This is a genomic window from Serratia sp. KH_031 (assembly GCF_057839655.1).
This window is the reverse complement of the sequence record NZ_CM174496.1, coordinates 3,189,047-3,206,621: the sequence shown is the minus strand read 5'-3', so window position 1 is coordinate 3,206,621 and position 17,575 is coordinate 3,189,047. Positions and strand designations below refer to the sequence as shown.

Sequence of the window (17,575 nt, the reverse complement as noted above, 5' to 3'; positions counted from 1 at the left end):
ACTGATGCAATTATCATACAATTAAACTGTGATCTGTACCACGAAATGATTGATGAATTCTGTCTATACCTTCCATGCCATTTAGCAACTGTAAATGTAGTTTAGCCGTCAATAGCACAAGGCTGTGACTGCTTTTGCGCCAGACGATGGCCGAGAAAGAAAAATAGCAGGCTGAGTAGGGCGGCAACGATCAGCATCAAGAACATCATCGCTGGAGCAGCATAACTGAGTATCAGACCACATAGCACCGGATTGATCGCTCCACCGAGATTACTCAGGCTTTGTACTCCGTAATAACTACCTTTTAGATGCGCCGGGGCAATAAAATCGATAAACATATACTCTACTGGAATAACAATCACTTCTCCCAGTGTGAAGACCGCCATCGCAATAATCCACAGCCAGATGGATTGCCCTGCCAACATAAAACCGCATAAGCCGAGGACAAAGAATAAGGTGCCGAACATCAACCAGCGCAGCATGTTGTCTTGTCGCATTCCTCGGCTGAGTAGGTACTGCAGGGCAATCACGATGCCTGCGTTGACGATCATCACTACCCCAATGATTTTATAGGCAAACTCGGCGGTGGAAACGGTGATCAGGTATTGCGACAGATAGCCGGTAAACTGGCCGAATACCACGGCGCCTAGCGTGCTACCTAAGGTGAAATAAATCAGTCGTCGATCACTACGCAAAATGTTGAGCGTTTGGCGGAAATTGGGCAGCGTCGTGGGCGAAACATCGGACACTACAGTTGGTACAACGGGCGGGTGGCGGCGTATCCACCAGCCTAATCCACTCACCGTCAGTAATGCCAAGCCCCCGGATAGATAGAAGGGCAGCAATGGGCTAAGGCCGGCAACCATCACGCCGAGCGATGAACCCAGCGCCCAACCGACGTTGACCAAGGTGTAATTCATTGAAAAGGCTTTGATGCGTTGTGTAACTGGCAACCATTCGGCAAAACAGGCTTTGATCGTAATGCCTAATACGGCATAGGCGGTGTGTAATATTGCCAATACCACGATCATTCCGCCCGGACGTGGGATCGCGGGAATAGCGAAAAAACTCAAAGAAAATAGCAAGATGGAAATCAACATCAGCGTATTTTTATTGAATTTGTCTACCAAATAGCCACCGTAAAAACTGGTGATAATACCGATGGTTAAGCTGATCCCCAGTATGATCCCGACACTCTTTGGCAACAGATGGAAGTGCTCTGTCAGGTAGATAGTAATAAACGGCAGTGTGACGCCACGACCAATGGTCAATACTAATGAGGTTGCTAGCAGGGTGTTGATTAGCGGAGGGAATCCCTTCATGTCCAAACCTGTCTATATGTACAGTTATTAAACCAGTACGAATAACATAGCTTATTTGCGCTGACAGGGAAGAGGAAAGGCAAAAAAAATCCCACCGAGCAGTGGGATTTTCGATAGTCGTGATTATTTTACTTGCATGCCCGGTTGAGCACCGCTGTCTGGGCTGAGCAGGAAGATTTCTTTCCCGCCAGGGCCAGCGGCCATCACCATGCCTTCGGAAATACCAAAGCGCATTTTGCGCGGTGCCAAGTTAGCCACCATGATAGTCAAACGGCCTTCCAATGCTTTAGGGTCTGGATAGGCGGAACGGATACCGGAGAAAATCTGACGGCTTTCACCACCCAGATCCAATTGCAGCTTCAGCAATTTATCTGAGCCTTCGACAAACTCAGCGCTTTTGATTAGCGCGATACGCATGTCTACTTTGGCGAAATCATCAAAGGTGATGGTTTCCTGAATCGGATCATCCGCCAATGGGCCAGTTGCTGGCGCTTTTGCTGCCGCCATATCTTCTTTGGAAGCGTTAACCATTTCGTTTACTTTATCCAAATCGATACGGTTGAACAGTGCTTTGAAAGTGTTCACTTGATGATCTAACAGCGGTTGCGAGATGGAGTCCCAGCTCAGTTCGCTGTTGAGAAAAGCTTCTGCACGTTCGGTCAGAGAAGGCAACACCGGCTTCAAATAGGTCATCAGTACGCGGAACAGATTGATACCCATTGAGCAGATGGCTTGCAGGGAGGCATCGCGGCCTTCTTCTTTTGCTACTACCCATGGCGCTTGTTCATCCACGTAGCGGTTCGCCAGATCGGCCAGCGCCATGATTTCACGGATCGCACGACCCGATTCACGGCTAGCGTAGGCTTCGGCGATACTGTCTGCGGCATCAACGAAAGTCTGGTACAGAGCAGGATCGGCCAGTTTGTCAGCCAGCTTGCCGCCAAAGCGTTTGTTGATGAAACCGGCATTACGGGAAGCCAGGTTAACCACTTTGTTAACGATGTCGGCATTTACGCGTTGTACGAAGTCTTCCAGATTCAGGTCGATATCATCAATGCGTGAGGACAGCTTAGCCGCATAGTAATAACGCAGGCAGTCAGCGTCCAGGTGTTGCAAGTAAGTGCTCGCTTTAATGAAGGTACCGCGCGACTTGGACATCTTGGCACCGTTCACCGTTACATAACCATGCACAAACAGGTTGGTCGGTTTGCGGAAGTTACTGCCTTCCAGCATGGCTGGCCAGAACAGGCTGTGGAAATAAACGATATCTTTACCGATAAAATGATACAGCTCGGTGCTGGAGTCTTTACGCCAGAACTCATCAAAATCCAATTCCGGACGCTTGTCACACAGATTCTTGAATGAGCCCATATAACCGATTGGCGCATCCAGCCAGACGTAGAAATATTTGCCCGGAGCATCCGGGATCTCGAAGCCAAAGTACGGCGCATCGCGGGAGATATCCCACTGTTGCAGGCCGGACTCAAACCACTCTTGCATCTTGTTCGCTACTTGCTCTTGCAGTGCGCCAGAACGAGTCCAGGCTTGCAGCATGTCGCTAAAGGCAGGTAGATCAAAGAAATAGTGCTCGGAGTCACGCATTACCGGTGTTGCACCAGAAACGGCGGATTTAGGATCGATCAGCTCGGTTGGGCTATAGGTCGCGCCACAAACTTCGCAGTTATCGCCGTATTGATCCGGTGATTTACACTTCGGACAGGTACCTTTCACAAAACGATCCGGCAAGAACATGCCTTTCTCTGGATCATAAAGCTGTGAAATAGTGCGATTTTTGATAAAACCGTTCTCTTTCAGGCGGCCATAGATCAGGCTCGATAACTCACGGTTTTCATCGCTATGCGTGGAGTGATAGTTGTCATAGCTAATGCCAAAACCGGCGAAATCCTGTTGGTGCTCTTGGCTCATTTCTTCAATCATCGCTTCTGGCGTGATGCCCAATTGCTGTGCTTTCAGCATGATCGGTGTGCCGTGTGCGTCGTCCGCACAGATGAAATGAACTTCGTTGCCGCGCATTCGTTGGTAACGAACCCAGACATCCGCTTGAATATGCTCGAGCATGTGGCCGAGATGGATGGAACCATTTGCGTACGGTAGCGCGCACGTCACCAATAATTTTTTCGCGACTTGAGCCATAGTGAGAACTTGCTTTCTGTAATGAATAAAAAGGGTCTTTGATGTTACCCGATCGCGCCCGTCGCGGCTAGGGTGCTTTCTTTCTACTGTCACCTCGTAGTTCTGATATGCTTATGCGCGAGCGACTCATTTGCTATCGATTAAATACCTAAGGAGCCGGGATGAACGCTAAATCCCCAGAGCAGACCAACCCTGAAGTGCTGCGTGCCCTAGTGACCGGTGTATTGGCCACCTTTGAACACCCTACGTTAAAGAACAACCTGACGGCGCTAAAAGCGATTCATCACTGTGCGTTGTTGGACGATGTGTTGCATATCGAATTACAGATGCCTTTTGCTTGGCACGGTGGTTTTGAAACGCTGAAAGAAACGGTGAGTGGTGAGCTGTTGCGTGTCACCGGTGTGAAGGCGATTGATTGGAAGCTGAAACACGATATTACCACCTTGAAACGGGCTAACGATCAAGCCGGTGTTAAAGGTGTGCGTAATATTATTGCGGTTAGTTCCGGCAAGGGTGGTGTGGGGAAATCCAGTACCGCGGTTAACTTGGCGTTGGCACTGGCGGCCGAAGGGGCGAAAGTCGGTATTTTGGATGCCGATATTTATGGTCCTTCGATCCCTAACATGCTGGGAACTGAACATGAGCGGCCTACTTCGCCGGATGGCCAACATATGGCACCGATTATGGTGCATGGTTTGGCGACCAACTCGATCGGTTATTTGGTGACTGATGATAACGCGATGGTATGGCGCGGCCCGATGGCCAGTAAAGCTTTGCTGCAACTGTTGCAGGATACGCTGTGGCCGGATCTGGACTATTTGGTGCTAGACATGCCGCCAGGCACGGGCGACATCCAACTGACGCTGTCGCAAAATATCCCGGTGACCGGCGCGCTGGTGGTGACGACGCCACAAGACATCGCGTTACTTGATGCGGCCAAAGGTATTGTGATGTTTGAGAAAGTGCATGTACCCGTGTTGGGCATTGTCGAAAACATGAGTGTGCACATTTGCAGTAACTGCGGTCACCATGAGCCGATCTTCGGTACCGGCGGTGCAGAGAAACTAGTGAAAAAGTACAACAGCCGCTTGTTAGGGCAAATGCCGCTACATATCTCGCTGCGTGAGGATTTGGATCGCGGTCAGCCGACGGTGATCAGCCGCCCAGACAGCGAGTTCGCCGAGATGTACCGTCAGTTGGCAGGCCGAGTGGCCGCACAGATGTATTGGCAGGGCGAGGCGATCCCAACGGAGATCGCGTTTAGAGCGCTGTAATACCGTTTCGAACGATAAGTAAGAACCCGGTGCCATTCATATTGACCGGGTTTTTTACTTTATAGCGGTTTATGCAAATCTGCTCGGGTGAAAGGTTTTTGTATGTGTATCGGCTTGCGCGACGAACAGTAGCCCTAAGAGCAAAGTTCTGAAAAGCCCGCAGGGAATTGCGCAAAATCGTACATAGAAGGCGACAATAGGCTAGCGCTAAAGGGGGGAACTCCCTATAATTGCCGCGTTTTAGTTCCCTCCCTTCACACTACGAATTCAGGTCTTTAATTTTATGACTGACAAGCCGCATCAGTGCGTCATTATTGGTATAGCTGGCGCATCTGCCTCCGGAAAAAGCCTTATTGCCAGTACGTTATATCGTGAACTACGCGATCAGGTTGGCGATAAACACATTGGGGTGATTCCGGAAGACAGTTATTACAAAGACCAAACCAATATGACCATGGAAGAACGGGTCAAAACTAACTATGACCACCCCAGCGCCATGGATCACAACCTGCTGTTTCGGCATTTGCAAATGCTGAAATCTGGGCAGGCCATTGAGTTACCTCAGTATAGTTATACCGAACATACACGTAAAAAAGAAACCATCCATCTGGAACCGAAAAAAGTCATCATTCTTGAAGGGATCTTATTGTTGACTGATATTCGCCTACGCCAGGAAATGAATTTCTCTATTTTTGTCGATACGCCGCTAGATATCTGCCTGATGCGCCGAATGAAACGCGATGTTAATGAGCGAGGTCGTTCGATGGATTCAGTGATGGCTCAATACCAAAAAACCGTGCGCCCAATGTTCTTACAGTTTATTGAACCTTCCAAACAGTATGCCGACATTATCGTGCCACGCGGTGGGAAAAACCGTATCGCTATCGATATCTTAAAAGCCAAGATCAGCCAATTCTTTGAATAATGCCGAATAAAGGTCCCTTCGTCGGAAAAGTTGGTTCAATACCCACTAACTTACGCCCGGACGTAGACCTTTTACCCTTTGTGTGGCAATTTTTGCTGTAGTGCATGTACCTTCGATGGAGAGAACAAGATGAGACTGTGTGACCGCGATATAGAAGCCTGGCTGGACAGCGAAAAACTGGTGATTTCGCCGCGTCCGCCGATTGAGCGTATTAATGGCGCCACAGTCGATGTCCGTTTAGGTAACCAATTCCGTGTATTCCGTGGGCATACCGCAGCGTTTATCGATCTTAGCGGGCCAAAGGATGAAGTCAGTGCGGCGCTGGATCGCGTGATGAGCGATGAAATTGTCTTGCCAGAAGGTGAAGCCTTCTTCCTGCACCCCGGTGAACTGGCGTTGGCGGTGACATTGGAGTCTGTAACCATACCCAATGATCTGGTCGGTTGGCTGGATGGCCGTTCCTCTCTGGCGCGCCTCGGCCTGATGGTGCACGTCACCGCTCACCGTATCGATCCGGGTTGGCAAGGCTGTATCGTGTTGGAGTTCTATAATTCAGGTAAGCTGCCATTGGCATTACGCCCTGGCATGTTGATTGGTGCCCTGAGTTTTGAGCCATTATCTGGTCCGGCGGCTCGTCCGTACAATAGCCGCCAAGATGCGAAATACCGTGGTCAACAAGGTGCCGTTGCCAGCCGGATTGATAAGGACTAACCGCGCACTTGCTGGCGGCGCTGATAAGAGGATGGCATGAGACGATTATTGACGACCTTGGTGATTTTACTGGTAGTGCTGGTGGCAGGGATGACTGCGCTAGTGGTACTGGTTAACCCAAATGATTTCCGCGCTTATATGGTTAAAACCGTTGAGCAAAAAAGCGGTTATCAACTCACTCTGGATGGTTCCCTGCGTTGGCATGTTTGGCCGCAGCTTAGCATCTTAGCGGGACGTATGACATTGACTGCGCCCGGAGCGAAAGCTCCGTTGGTGAGTGCTGACAATATGCGTCTCGACGTCAAATTATTACCTCTGCTCTCCCATCAGTTATTCGTTAAACAGGTGATGCTGAAAAATGCGGTGGTGCGCCTCACACCAGACAGTGAAGAGCAAATCGTACCCGGTGCACCGGTCGCACCAAGTGGTAGCCCAGAAGAATCATCAGGAAGTGGTTGGAAGTTTAATATCGATAATTTGCAAATCGTGGATAGCTTGCTGATCTGGCAGCGTGCAAATAATGAGCAGATTAACGTCCGTGATATCAATCTTAGCTTGCAGCAGAATGGTGAACGTCACGCTCAGTTGGATGTTTCCAGCCGGGTGAATCGCGATCAACGCGATCTGGCATTCACGTTAAGTGCTGACCTCGATTTACAACAATATCCACACCAGATTGCTGCCAAGATTAACCAGTTCAACTATCAATTAGATGGTGCGGATATTCTCACTGGTGGTATCAAAGGAGAAGGTAGCGCTCAGGCTTTGTATCAGAGCGAACTAAAACAGTTCACGCTTAATCAACTGATGCTCACAGCTAACGGTAGCCAACTTACCGGTAATGCCAGTGCGCAGTTGAGCGATAAGCCAGACTATGCACTGAACCTGAAATCGAGCAATTTGAATCTGGATACTCTGACGGGGTGGCGACTTCCTTCCAGCCATGACGCTGACCAACCGGTGGCAGCAATGACTCCAGCTCCGGTGATTGCTAATCAAGCCGATGAGCCACAGAAAAATCTACAAGCGTTACGTGAATTCACCGCACGTTTGAATCTGGATGTTGATCAACTGATGTACCGGGGCATGGATATCAATCAATTGGCCGTGCAGGCTGATAATCAGGATGGCTTGTTAACGGTGAAAACGTTGACCGGGAAGCTAGGTTCTGGCGAGTTCTCGCTGCCGGGGAGTTTGGATGCACGTAACCGTAAGCCAGTGATTCAAGTGCAACCGATGTTGAAAGACGTCGAACTAGAATGGATCCTCAAAGCATTTGATATGCCACAGGCATTGACTGGCAAATTCAGCATGCAAGGGGATCTCAGTGGCGACAAGCTGGACGCGTATTCCTTTGAGCACCGTTGGCAGGGAACGGCACAGCTGACAATGCAAGATGCACAGTTGCATGGTTTGAATATCCAGCAGCTAATCCAGCAGGCGGTGTCACGTAATGACAGTAGCGTAAGCGGGTTGGATAAGTATCAGCGTTACACCGAGGTCAAACATTTGGCCGCCAAGGCGCAGCTGAATCGTGGTTCGATAAAAATCACTGAATTGACCGCCAGTTCTCCAATGCTGAATGTCAGCGGCGACGGAACCTTGGATATGCCGGGCAAGCAATGTGATATGACGCTAAACGTACAGGTCACAGGCGGTTGGAAAGGCCGTGGCGAGTTGATTGAATTGCTGCAAAAAACAGCGATCCCATTGCGCGTTTATGGCCCGTGGGAACAGCTTAATTATCAATTGCAGGTTGGTAAGGTATTACGCAACAACTTGGAAGATAAAGCGAAGGATGCCCTCAACAAGTGGGTTGAGAAGAATAAAGACAAGCCTGCCGGGCAGGATCTGAAAAAGCTGCTCGATAAGTTATAATCGGTTAAGTTTTGTGGATCGCGTCGTGTGATCCACAAAATTTTCCATCCCGCCTTAATATTCGTTATTTCCTGATAATTTCCTTCTGTTATTTTGATAGATGTCATACTTATTTGTGCTGCTTTTCGGCAGAGTGTGGCGCAGTTGTCGGGTTTAATAATGAATAGCTAGTTAAAAATAATTAAGACGAGGAAATATGATAGATCTTCTGATCGGCCTTGTAGTAGCGGTAGGGGTAGGCCGCTATATCATCAAGGGCTATTCTGCTACTGGGGTGTTGATGGTCGGTGGTTTGTTGTTACTGGCAATTAGCGCAATGATGGGAAAAAGTGTTTTACCGGGCAGCGCAACCTCTACCGGTTGGCGTGCCACGGATATTGTCGAATACGTTAAAATTTTGCTGATGAGTCGCGGTGGTGACCTCGGCATGATGATCATGATGCTGTGTGGTTTTGCCGCTTATATGACACACATCGGTGCTAACGACGTAGTGGTGAAATTGGCCTCTCGTCCGTTGCAGATGATCAACTCTCCTTATCTTCTGATGATTGCCGCTTATTTTGTGGCTTGCCTGATGTCCTTGGCGGTCTCTTCCGCCACAGGTTTGGGTGTGTTGCTGATGGCAACGCTGTTCCCATTAATGGTGAACGTTGGTATCAGCCGTGGTGCCGCAGCGGCAATCTGTGCTTCACCCGCTGCGATTATCTTGGCGCCAACCTCTGGTGATGTGGTATTGGCTGCTAAAGCTGCGGAAATGCCATTGATTGATTTTGCCTTTAAAACCACGTTGCCGATCTCGATCGCCGCTATTATCTGTATGGCGATAGCTCACTATTTCTGGCAGCGTTATCTCGATAAAAAAGCTAACGAACAGCATCACATCGTTGATGTCAGCGAAATCACCACCAATGCGCCTGCTTTCTACGCTATTCTGCCATTTACCCCTATTCTGGGGGTGTTGGTGTTTGATGGTAAATGGGGGCCCGAACTGCATATCATCACCGTATTGGTGATTTGCATGTTGATGGCGGCGGTGATCGAGTTTATCCGTAGCTTCAGCGCTAAAACCGTATTTACCGGGCTGGAAGTGGCTTACCGTGGTATGGCCGATGCCTTTGCCAGCGTGGTCATGCTGTTGGTAGCTGCTGGGGTATTTGCGCAAGGTTTGAGTACCGTAGGCTTTATCAGCGGTTTGATCAGTTTGGCGCAGTCCTTCGGGACTGGTGGCATCATCATGATGTTGGTATTGGTGGTGATTACCATGCTGGCAGCGATGACTACTGGTTCGGGTAACGCGCCGTTTTATGCGTTTGTTGAATTGATCCCGAAACTGGCGGCGCAGATGGGGGTTAACCCGGCTTATCTGGTTATCCCGATGCTGCAAGCCTCTAACTTGGGGCGTACTTTGTCACCGGTTTCTGGCGTGGTGGTTGCGGTTTCCGGTATGGCAAAAATCTCTCCGTTTGAAGTGGTTAAGCGTACCTCGGTTCCCGTGATCGTCGGTTTGATTGTGGTGATTGTGGCGACCGAAATCTTGGTACCGGTACACCTTTAATTAACCGCGTTACACCTCATAGTCTGACTCGGGCTGAACTAGTGGGGTGATTTTGACTTTGATGATCCGGTGACTACTGATTTCTAGTGGTTCAAACAAGTAGTCACCGATCGTCAGTTGCTCACCTTGTTGTGGCACGCGTTGACAGTGTTCCATTAACAATCCCGCCAATGTGTGATATTCGCGCTTTTCTTCCAATGGTAGTGGTAGATACGACGACAAATCGGCTAATGGCATATAACCATTGACGATCCAACTGCCATCTTCAATAGATTGAATATCATGGCGAGCATCGCTCTCCTCACTTGTTTCCGGCAGTTTACCAGCGATGGTTTCCATAACGTCGGTTAACGTCACAATCCCCTCCATCGAACCAAATTCATCCACAACGAAAGCAAAGTGCGTCTTGGCGTGTCGGAACTGTTCCAACGCTGACAGTAACGTCAATTGTTCTGGGAAAATCAGCGGTTGTTGGAGTAGAGCGCGCAAATCCAGTGGTTTTTGCTGCAATTGCTGTTTTAAAACATCAACGGTGTGTATGACGCCGAGCGGTTCATTATTGGTGCGGTCTTCAGTGACGATCAGACGGGTATGCTGGTTTCTCTCTAACAACTGCGTCAATTTCTCCGGTGGACTGGTGAGTTCTAGATATTCCACATCATGGCGGGATGTCATGATACTGCTGACAGTGCGTTGCGCCATGCTCAGCACGCGTTCGATCATCCGTCGTTCTTGTTGGTTGAATATTTCTCTCTCTTCACTGTGACTGTCGGCGAGTAGTTGTGCCGAATGGTTATCGATCTCGGCTTCTTCATGCTTACCACTCAACATACGTAACACGGCTTCTGCGGTTCGTTCTCGTAATGGCCTGACTTTGGATAAAAAACGTCGCCGGTTGAACTGTGCCAGTTGATTCAATGCTTCGATGAGCACGGAAAAACCGATCGCTGCGTAGAGGTAACCTTTCGGGATCGGGTAGCCAAAACCTTCGGATACCAGACTGAAACCAATCATCAACAGGAAGCTTAAGCATAAAATGACAATAGTGGGATGTGCATTGACGAAACGAGTCAGTGGCTTGCTGGCCAACAACATCAGGCCAATGGCGATACAGACAGCCAGCATCATTACAGCCAGATGATCGACCATGCCGATGGCGGTGATGATGGCATCAAGAGAGAATACCGCATCAAGAATGACGATTTGTGCAACGACAGGCCAGAAGCGAGCCCCTTTGCGTTGATCGCGTTGTTCATCATCTTTCCCTTCAAGCCTCTCGTTTAGCTCCATAGTGGCTTTAAATAGCAGAAAAATACCCCCAGCTAGCATGATCAGGTTGCGACCGCTGAAAGGGTGTTCTGCAAAGGTAAATAGAGGTTTGGTTAAGGTGGCGAGCCAAGAGATCGAGGCTAGCAAAACTAGGCGCATCAACAGCGCTAAAAGCAAACCGACAACACGAGCCTTATCTCTTTGGCGTTTGGGCAACTTCTCTGCCAGGATGGCGATAAAGATTAGGTTATCTATGCCTAAAACGATTTCTAGCGCTACCAATGTAGCCAAACCAGCCCAGACAGTCGGATCCGCGATCCATTCCATATGCCAAATTTCACCTCTATGCTTAACGGAAAATACCGTTAACAAATGATGGTTGCTGTGCTGGGAAAATTCAATATGGGAATTACATTATGGCTTATTATGTTGTGGTTTTGATAATAATAAAGCCACTTCGGCCTATACAGAAAACACATACCTATATAGATTGCATGAGAATCATTAATTAATAAGAATAGTTCTTACGACGTAATGTAATTAATCTCAGTTATATTGTCACATTCACTGCCTATAAAACAATCTATTGATATACACCTTTAAAATCAATGTGATAGGTTTTTATTTTTAAGAAAAAACCGATCGTTTTTTCGGAAGTTAGTAGTCTTATTCTGAAAAGATGAGTGGATAAGCAGGTTTGGCTTGTATCAATAAACTAATAGTATAAGAATCCTAAGAGCGTGAACGCTAACAAGCCCCCCATTTTTGCTATAAGAAAATAAAGTTCTTATTTTTATGTGGCTTGGTCTCATTCAGCCGTGGGTTCTTGTTGGTAGAAAGCGATGATAGGAAAAGAGCGCCGAACAAAAAATAAAACAGTGCATTGGTAGCTGAGAGCCAAGGGCGGTAGCGTGCTTTAGTACTGATGTTTTCCCCGAAGAAGGCGGTATGATCGACGTTCAACGAGTGAAAAACATATCACTGAAATCATCACTGACGATAACGGGGATTTGAATGCTGAATTCCAAACCGGCTTAGAATGCGTTAAAAAGCTCAAAGACATCACTTTCGAACTGACTGAATTCGATATTATATCTAATAGATATAATTAGTTAGTCAGCTAGTTCCTTTTAGGACAATCACTCTACATGCACGCTTGCTCTGAGGATATACTCCGAGAAGTTGTGAGTTTTATCGTGTCATGGACCACTGTTTTGTGGTCGAATGAATGTCCAAATTGAAAAGAAACCAATAAGTTGAAAGGTGGATGATATGAGCAAGTTGAAAGCGGTTATACCGGTTGCGGGATTAGGGATGCGGATGTTGCCAGCGACTAAAGCGATTCCTAAAGAGATGCTGCCTGTAGTCGATAAACCCTTGATCCAGTATATCGTCGCTGAATGTGTCGCAGCAGGAATAAAAGAAATCATTTTGGTGACGCATTCATCAAAAAACGCTATCGAAAACCATTTTGATACCTCATTTGAGCTTGAGGCGATGCTTGAAGCTCGCGTAAAACGTCAATTGTTGGATGAAGTACAATCGATCTGCCCTAAAGGAGTGACCTTGATGCATATTCGCCAAGGTCAGGCGAAAGGTTTAGGGCATGCAGTTCTCTGTGCTAAGCCTTTAGTGGGCGATTCACCGTTTATTGTTTTGCACCCAGACGTACTGCTGGATGATGCCCGTATTGGGGGGCAAAAAGGTAATTTGGCCAATATGATTGAGCGCTTCGAAAAGACCGGTGTAAGTCAGATTCTAGTTCAAGAGTCAGATGCCGATGCCTTGCAAAATTACTCCATTGTCACCTGTGAAACGCCTCATTTGCTGCCAGGTGAAAGTAGCCGTATGACATCCATCATTGAAAAACCTGCAGCGAGTGTGGTACCAAGCTCCGGTTTTTCTGCCGTTGGTCGCTATGTGCTAACAGCAGATATTTGGCCAATCCTAGAAACGACAGAACCAGGGGTTTGGGATCGTATCCAATTGAGTGATGCAATAGCGGTACTGGCTAAAAATAAACCTATTGATGCAATGTGTATGGTGGGTGAGTCATACAACTGTGGTGAGAAAATGGGCTATTTAAAGGCATTCGTAACCTATGGGTTACGTCATCCTGTGCAAGGAGCTGCCTTTAAACAATGGTTAAATGAGTTTTTTAGCGTAACTGATGAAAAATAAGTTAGGCTGACAATGCATTTTTCATGGCCTGCTATCATCTAGGCAGCAGGTCATAACTGCAAAGTAACTCTAATGTCTCAGACCAACGGTTACATACAGCCGCTATTTTGTTCCTTTTTTAATTTACGTTTTCGGGTGTTACTTCAATTGATTCGGTCAAATTAGATATCCCTTTACTCAAATTATAGGAAGAGTTTTAACGATATGTTTTCAAACTTTTCGTGTAATATTTTTCTACGTTACTGTTTATCTTTTTATTTTATATAACTGGTGAAATTAACGTAGGGAGCGTAGTGAATTCTCTCAGTATAAGACACCTTTTATTTTAAAAAGGGAATGATGTTAATACTTTCTTTTTATTTATGTACGTAGCAAGTTTTTAAAATTACCAGGTGCCTTTTTTAAGGCGCTACTATTGTTCATTGAGTTAGGGGTGTTTTTTGTTGGCTCAATATTATGAGTGTATAACATTAAATACTGCAAACCTTGGATTGCGTCTTTTCCCATAATCTGAAATAACTGATGGTAGTAAGCTTATATGATAAAAATGAAAACTAAATCGGTCGGCGTGCTGATCGTTAGTATTTTAGTTGCTGGGTGCACGGTTGTTCCTGGCCAGCATTTGAGCACGAGTAATAAGGAAGTTGTCCATCAGCAAGATGAAAACTTTGATATTAACAAATTAGTGAGTGTTTACCCCCTAACACCTAAACTTTTAGACAGCCTACGGGTTAAACCCGTTATTGCACAGCCCAATCCTCAGTTGGATGACGAGTTGAAAAAACACCAATATCGGATCGGGATTGGTGATGTTTTGATGGTAACCGTTTGGGATCATCCAGAGCTAACGACTCCTGCGGGTACCTACCGTACTGCCAGCGATAGCGGCAACTGGGTACATGCAGATGGCACAATCTTCTATCCTTACATCGGTAAAGTGGGTGTTGCTGGCAAAACAGTGATGGAAGTTCGCCGGGATATTGCCAATCGACTGGCGACTTATATTGAAAGCCCGCAGGTTGATGTCAATATTGCGTCATTCCGCTCCCAGAAAGTTTATGTCACAGGCGAAGTTAAAAACTCAGGCCAACAGCCGATTACGAACATTCCTTTGACTATTCTGGACGCGGTCAATGCTGCGGGTGGGTTAACCGAAAATGCGGATTGGCGAAATGCGGTATTGACCCATAACGGTAAGGAAGCTTCAATATCCTTACAGGCTTTGATGCAAAATGGGGATTTGACGGAAAACCGTCTGCTCTATCCTGGAGATATTCTCTATATTCCACGTAATGACGATCTGAAAGTGTTTGTGATGGGGGAAGTTAAACAACCTGCGACATTAAAGATGGATCGTAGCGGAATGACGCTAACTGAAGCGTTGGGGAATGCGAATGGTGTTGATCAAAATACATCGGATGCGACCGGGATCTTTGTTATTCGCCCAACGAAGGGGCAAGCAAACAACGGAAAGATTGCCAATATCTATCAGTTGAACGCCGCGGATGCGACGGCAATGGTGATGGGTACAGAGTTCCAACTGCAACCTTACGATATTGTGTATGTCACTACAGCACCATTGGCAAGATGGAATCGTGTCGTTATGCAATTAGTACCGACAATCAGCGGTGTCCACGATATGGTTGAAACAGTGCGCTTTATCAAGAGCTGGCCATAATGAAATTTGACTCTATTTTAGTGGTTTGCGTCGGCAATATTTGCCGATCGCCTACTGGTGAGGCGCTACTTAGGCAGCGCCTCCCTGAAAAAAGAATCGCTTCTGCAGGCTTACAAGCTTTAGTTGGGCAGAGTGCTGACACCAGTGCAAAAATAATGGCAAAGAAACATGGTATTTCTCTCGACAGGCATATTGCTACCCAATTAACAGCAAGGTTATGTCGAGAATATGACCTGATATTAGTCATGGAAAAACGCCACATTGAAGCAATTGCAAAAATTGCACCTGATGTCAGTGGTAAAACCATGCTTTTTGGTCATTGGCTGGGAAGGCAGGAAATTGTCGATCCTTACCGTAAGAGCCAAGAGGTATTTGAGCATGTGTACCAGTTACTGTCTAACTCTGCAGTTAAATGGGGCAATGCCCTAGCTTTAGAATACGAGAATAATTATGTCAGATAAAAATAAATCGTCGGCAAGTTTTGCGGAAAGAACCGAGGATATCGATCTACGTCGTTTGCTTGGGGAGCTGGTAGATAATAAATGGTTGATTATTGCTATAACTAGCATCTTTACCGTTTTCAGTTTGTTATATGTATTATTTGCGACGCCAATTTATCAAACAGATGCATTAATTCAGGTAGAGCGTAGTACTGGTAGTAATTTACTGAATAATCTTTCATCCATTTTACCAGATAGCCAACCGCAAAGTCAGGCTGAAATTGAGTTGATCAGATCGCGTATGGTTTTAAACAAAACGGTACAGGATCTGGGATTGGAAACTCAAATCTCCGAAAAATTTCTCCCGATATTCGGTAAAGGGTGGGCTAGACTGTCTAAACAGGAACCCGCCCAAATTGCTTTATCACGATTGAGCGTGCCGGATAATTGGTTGGATAAGTCGTTGGCGTTAACGGTAATTTCTCCAAGTGAATATCAGTTATCTGCTGGTGGTGATGTTGTGTTGACGGGAAAAGTTGGGCAGTTTGCTTCTCAAGACGATTTTTCTTTATTGGTTAGTAGCATTGATGCTAAGGATGGGGCAGTTTTTAATGTAGTGAAACGAACGCCTCTCGATGTTGTCCAGAAAATGATGCAGAATCTAGTTGTTGCAGATAAAGGGAAAGACACCGGAGTTTTAGGGCTGTCCTATAAAGGTGATGACCCTGTACTCATTCGAAAAATCCTTAACAGCATTGCCCAAAACTATTTGCAGCAGAACGTTGAACGTAAGTCTGAAGAAGCGGCGAAAAGTTTAAAATTCCTTGAGCTGCAGTTGCCAACGGTTCGTCGTCAGCTGGAAGTAGCAGAGGACAAACTGAATAGTTATCGCCAGCGTAAAGACTCAGTGGATATGACACTGGAAGCCAAGGCATTGCTGGATTCTATGGTTGATGTAGAGTCACAGTTAAATCAGTTGACCTTGAAAGAAGCTGAGATTTCTCAGTTGTATACCAAAGATCACCCGGCATATAAATCATTACTCGATAAAAGAAAAACGCTGGAGGAAGAACGTAATCGCTTTAACAAGCGTATTAATAATATGCCGGAAACTCAACAAGAGATTTTGCGCTTAACCCGTGATGTTCAAGCCGGTCAAGAAATCTATATGGTTTTGCTGAATAAACAGCAAGAGCTGAGTATTAACAAGGCAAGTACTATCGGTAATGTGCGTATTGTAGATAGCGCCGTTACGTCGCCAAAACCGGTTGCGCCAAAGAAGGCACCGCTGGTGGTTCTGTTTACCGTTTTAGGTGCAGTATTATCTTCTGGCGTGGTTTTCTTACGGGCTTTATTACATAAAGGAATGGAGTCTACGGATGACCTAGAGGAACTGGGGATCAGTGTTTACGCCAGCATTCCTATTTCAGAAACTCAGCAGAAAAAAGACATGCTGTTCGGTCGCAGTAAAGGGCGTACGAAGCATAGTGATATGTTGTTAGCCATAGCTAACCCCGCCGACTTGGCGATTGAATCTATCCGTAGTTTGAGAACCAGTTTGCACTTCGCCATGATTGAGGCTAAGAACAATGTATTGATGATTTCTGGGGCATCACCTGAAATCGGTAAAACATTTGTATGCAGTAACCTTGCTGCGGTCATCGCTCAATCTGGCGCGAAAGTTTTACTGATCGATGGTGATATGCGACGTGGGCGCATTCATGAAGTATTACGAACGTCTAATGATAACGGTCTCTCCGGTATTTTGTCAGGACAAATTGGTTTGGATAGTGCACTGGTTAAAACAGAAGTAAATAATATGGACTTTATCTCGCGTGGAAAAGTCCCACCGAATCCTTCAGAATTATTGATGAATTCGCGTTTTGAGCAGTTACTGGATTGGGCACGTGAGAATTATGATCTGGTATTGGTCGATACCCCGCCGATTTTGGCCGTGACTGATGCTTCGATTGTTGGGCGACATGCGGGAACTAATATGATGGTGACCCGATTTGGTGCAACAACACAAAAAGAGGTCGAGGTCAGTTTGTCACGTTTCGAAAATAGCGGTGTTGAAATTAAAGGTGTCATTTTTAATGCTGTTATTAAGAAGGCGAACGGTAATTACGGTTATTATAACTATAGTTATGAGAGTAAAACTGAATAATTGGTCGTGTATTCAATGTGG

General features: G+C 46.5%; 12 protein-coding genes. 9 read left to right on the top strand and 3 right to left on the bottom strand.

The features are described 5' to 3' along the window. Positions 1–101 precede the first annotated feature (101 nt). A complete protein-coding gene (locus AC3ISQ_RS14490) occupies positions 102–1,322 on the bottom strand; it encodes an MFS transporter (protein ID WP_489347576.1) in 1,221 nt (406 codons plus the stop codon). 123 nt (positions 1,323–1,445) lie between these two features. Next, positions 1,446–3,476, bottom strand: a complete 2,031-nt coding sequence (gene metG, locus AC3ISQ_RS14485; RefSeq protein WP_489347574.1) for a methionine--tRNA ligase — start codon at positions 3,474–3,476, stop codon at positions 1,446–1,448. Positions 3,477–3,637: 161 nt separating this feature from the next. Here metG and apbC point away from each other — a divergent pair, with 161 nt between their 5' ends. The 5 genes from apbC to dcuC all read left to right on the top strand — a co-directional run bounded on the left by apbC (position 3,638) and on the right by dcuC (position 9,819). Further along, a complete protein-coding gene (gene apbC / locus AC3ISQ_RS14480; protein WP_489347573.1) occupies positions 3,638–4,750 on the top strand; it encodes an iron-sulfur cluster carrier protein ApbC in 1,113 nt (370 codons plus the stop codon). 283 nt (positions 4,751–5,033) lie between these two features. After that, the gene (udk, locus tag AC3ISQ_RS14475; RefSeq protein WP_489347571.1) at positions 5,034–5,675 is read left to right on the top strand and encodes a uridine kinase; all 642 of its coding nucleotides are present in this window, start codon (positions 5,034–5,036) and stop codon (positions 5,673–5,675) included. A gap of 129 nt (positions 5,676–5,804) precedes the next feature. Then, complete coding sequence (gene dcd / locus AC3ISQ_RS14470) at positions 5,805–6,386, top strand: dCTP deaminase (protein WP_489347569.1); 582 nt, start codon at positions 5,805–5,807, stop codon at positions 6,384–6,386. Positions 6,387–6,422: 36 nt separating this feature from the next. Next, positions 6,423–8,264, top strand: a complete 1,842-nt coding sequence (asmA, locus tag AC3ISQ_RS14465; RefSeq protein WP_489347567.1) for an outer membrane assembly protein AsmA — start codon at positions 6,423–6,425, stop codon at positions 8,262–8,264. A gap of 196 nt (positions 8,265–8,460) precedes the next feature. Then, on the top strand, positions 8,461–9,819 hold the full coding sequence (dcuC, locus tag AC3ISQ_RS14460; protein WP_489347565.1) for an anaerobic C4-dicarboxylate transporter DcuC: 1,359 nt from the start codon (positions 8,461–8,463) through the stop codon (positions 9,817–9,819). A gap of 9 nt (positions 9,820–9,828) precedes the next feature. Here dcuC and AC3ISQ_RS14455 read toward each other — a convergent pair whose 3' ends face one another. Continuing rightward, positions 9,829–11,415, bottom strand: coding sequence for a TerC family protein (locus AC3ISQ_RS14455; RefSeq protein ID WP_489347563.1), 1,587 nt, complete (start codon positions 11,413–11,415; stop codon positions 9,829–9,831). 945 nt (positions 11,416–12,360) lie between these two features. On the opposite strand from AC3ISQ_RS14455, the gene AC3ISQ_RS14450 reads away from it, so the two are divergent. The 4 genes from AC3ISQ_RS14450 to wzc all read left to right on the top strand — a co-directional run bounded on the left by AC3ISQ_RS14450 (position 12,361) and on the right by wzc (position 17,554). Beyond that, entirely contained in the window at positions 12,361–13,269 is a 909-nt protein-coding gene (locus AC3ISQ_RS14450) for a UTP--glucose-1-phosphate uridylyltransferase (protein WP_489347561.1), read from the top strand. A gap of 538 nt (positions 13,270–13,807) precedes the next feature. Continuing rightward, positions 13,808–14,947: a polysaccharide export protein gene (locus AC3ISQ_RS14445; protein ID WP_489347559.1), complete on the top strand. Its 1,140-nt coding sequence runs from the start codon at positions 13,808–13,810 to the stop codon at positions 14,945–14,947. Beyond that, positions 14,947–15,408: an arsenate reductase/protein-tyrosine-phosphatase family protein gene (locus tag AC3ISQ_RS14440; RefSeq protein WP_489347557.1), complete on the top strand. Its 462-nt coding sequence runs from the start codon at positions 14,947–14,949 to the stop codon at positions 15,406–15,408. Before AC3ISQ_RS14445 ends, AC3ISQ_RS14440 begins: the two co-directional genes overlap by 1 nt. Further along, the gene (gene wzc, locus AC3ISQ_RS14435; protein WP_489347555.1) at positions 15,398–17,554 is read left to right on the top strand and encodes a tyrosine-protein kinase Wzc; all 2,157 of its coding nucleotides are present in this window, start codon (positions 15,398–15,400) and stop codon (positions 17,552–17,554) included. The genes AC3ISQ_RS14440 and wzc overlap by 11 nt, the downstream gene beginning before the upstream one ends. Positions 17,555–17,575 lie beyond the last annotated feature (21 nt).

Bases quoted from the DNA above. Each gene is read 5' to 3' on its own strand.
- udk (WP_489347571.1), top strand. From the start codon at position 5,034: ATGACTGACAAGCCGCATCAGTGCGTCATTATTGGTATAGCTGGCGCA.
- dcd (WP_489347569.1), top strand. From the start codon at position 5,805: ATGAGACTGTGTGACCGCGATATAGAAGCCTGGCTGGACAGCGAAAAA.
- AC3ISQ_RS14455 (WP_489347563.1), bottom strand. From the start codon at position 11,415: ATGGAATGGATCGCGGATCCGACTGTCTGGGCTGGTTTGGCTACATTG.
- asmA (WP_489347567.1), top strand. From the start codon at position 6,423: ATGAGACGATTATTGACGACCTTGGTGATTTTACTGGTAGTGCTGGTG.
- AC3ISQ_RS14445 (WP_489347559.1), top strand. From the start codon at position 13,808: ATGATAAAAATGAAAACTAAATCGGTCGGCGTGCTGATCGTTAGTATT.
- apbC (WP_489347573.1), top strand. From the start codon at position 3,638: ATGAACGCTAAATCCCCAGAGCAGACCAACCCTGAAGTGCTGCGTGCC.
- wzc (WP_489347555.1), top strand. From the start codon at position 15,398: ATGTCAGATAAAAATAAATCGTCGGCAAGTTTTGCGGAAAGAACCGAG.
- metG (WP_489347574.1), bottom strand. From the start codon at position 3,476: ATGGCTCAAGTCGCGAAAAAATTATTGGTGACGTGCGCGCTACCGTAC.
- dcuC (WP_489347565.1), top strand. From the start codon at position 8,461: ATGATAGATCTTCTGATCGGCCTTGTAGTAGCGGTAGGGGTAGGCCGC.
- AC3ISQ_RS14490 (WP_489347576.1), bottom strand. From the start codon at position 1,322: ATGAAGGGATTCCCTCCGCTAATCAACACCCTGCTAGCAACCTCATTA.
- AC3ISQ_RS14440 (WP_489347557.1), top strand. From the start codon at position 14,947: ATGAAATTTGACTCTATTTTAGTGGTTTGCGTCGGCAATATTTGCCGA.
- AC3ISQ_RS14450 (WP_489347561.1), top strand. From the start codon at position 12,361: ATGAGCAAGTTGAAAGCGGTTATACCGGTTGCGGGATTAGGGATGCGG.